Source organism: Marinobacter manganoxydans MnI7-9, assembly GCF_000235625.1.
Lineage (GTDB): Bacteria > Pseudomonadota > Gammaproteobacteria > Pseudomonadales > Oleiphilaceae > Marinobacter > Marinobacter manganoxydans.
On the sequence record NZ_AGTR01000063.1, the window covers coordinates 1 to 1,753 of the forward strand.

At 59.2% G+C, this 1,753-nt stretch carries 1 protein-coding gene; it reads left to right on the forward strand.

What is annotated here, in order from left to right; translation table 11 throughout:
* Positions 1-1,753 (forward strand): D-xylulose 5-phosphate/D-fructose 6-phosphate phosphoketolase (locus KYE_RS14640; RefSeq protein ID WP_008174796.1); only part of this gene is annotated, 1,753 nt, incomplete at both ends.

Consider the following 1,753-nt stretch of genomic DNA (forward strand, 5'->3'; position numbering starts at 1 on the left):
GTGCCGGGCGTTATGACTCGCTCGACGATGCCCTGATTATTTTCGAGGCTGCAGACACCCTCACCAACGCGGCCATGTGGCTGGTAGCCCACATGACTTATGCCAGCAGAGTGGACCTGTCCGGACAGCCGCTGGCGGCGGATGACTTCAAGGAAAATCCCCAGGGGCATACCGGTGGTTCGCTGAACATGGTGCCTGCCTATCTTGGCTACACGGCCGCCAACGCGTTGGCGGGGCTGACCCGTAGCTGGCTGATGGGGCAGGGGCACTGTGTGGCGGCTATCGAAAGCGTCAACATACTGCTCGGCAATCTGCATCCAGAACAGCAGGCTCGGTACACGCTCGACGAGGCGGGGCTGTCCCGGCTGGTGAGTGACTTTTACAGCTACGCCGTCACTCCGGATGGCACACCGGGGGTTCCCCTGGGCAGTCACGTCAACCCCCACACTGCCGGCGGGCTGATCGAGGGCGGATATCTGGGCTTCGCTGAACTGCAATACACCCACATGCCGCTGCCGGGGGAGCGTCTGGTCGCGTTTCTCAGTGATGGGGCATTTGAGGAGCAGCGGGGCAGCGACTGGGCAAGCCGCTGGTGGCGAGCCGAGGACTGTGGCCTGGTGACCCCGGTGATGATTGCTAACGGGCGCCGCATTGATCAACGGTCAACCATCTTTCTGCAAGGAGGCACGGACTGGTTCCGGCAGCACCTGGAGCTCAATGGTTTTTACCCCATACTCATTGATGGCCGCGATCCTGCGGCCTTTATCTGGGGCATCTTCGAGGCCGAATCGAGGCTTCAGGCGTGCAGCGAACAGGTCAGCGCCGGCCACATGAGGTACCCTGTAAAGCTCCCCTATCTGATTGCCGAGACGGTCAAAGGCTATGGTTTCTATGGTGCTGGCTCAAACGCGGCGCATGGTACCCCGCTTCCGGCAATACCGAGATTTGATGAGGTCTCGCGCAGGCACTTTAACGAATCCATTGCCCGTTTGTTTGTGCCCGAGATCGAGATTCACGGCGCCCGCGACGTGCTGGCAACTCACCGGGCAGACGATCGGCCTGCGGAAAAGGATCATCCGCTGAGTTGTCGTGACGTCAAGCTGCAAACTGTACCCGAACCGGTCTGGTTGCAAACGGCGGTATCAGAGTCGCCCATGGTTGCGATTGATCGGCAGTTTGTTGCCCTTGTAAAGGCCAACCCGGCGCTTCGTATTCGCCTGGGGAACCCGGATGAATTGCGTAGTAATCAGATGAACCAGTCGCTTGACCTTCTGAAGCATCGCACCCTGACGCCCGAGCCCGGCCTTGCGGAATCCCTTCACGGCTCGGTAATCACAGCCCTGAATGAGGAGGCCGTTGTAAGCGCCGCTCTGGGTAATAAGGGAGGTATGAATCTGGTGGTGTCCTACGAAGCGTTTGCCATGAAAATGATTGGCGCTCTTCGGCAGGAAATTATTTTTGCGCGACACCAGAAAAGTCTCGGTCGGCCCGCCCGATGGTTATCCGTGCCGGTCATTGCGACGTCGCACCTCTGGGAAAACGGCAAGAACGAGCAGTCTCATCAGGACCCGGCCTTCGGCGAAGTCCTGATGGGAGAAATGAGTGACACTGCCCGCGTTGTCTATCCTCCCGACTGCAATAGTGCTGTGGCGTGCCTTAACGAGTGTTTTCGAACCCAGGGGCAGTTCTGGGCCATGACGGTTCCCAAGGCAAAACTGCCTGCCGTTTTTGACGGCCGTCAGGCTGTGCAATT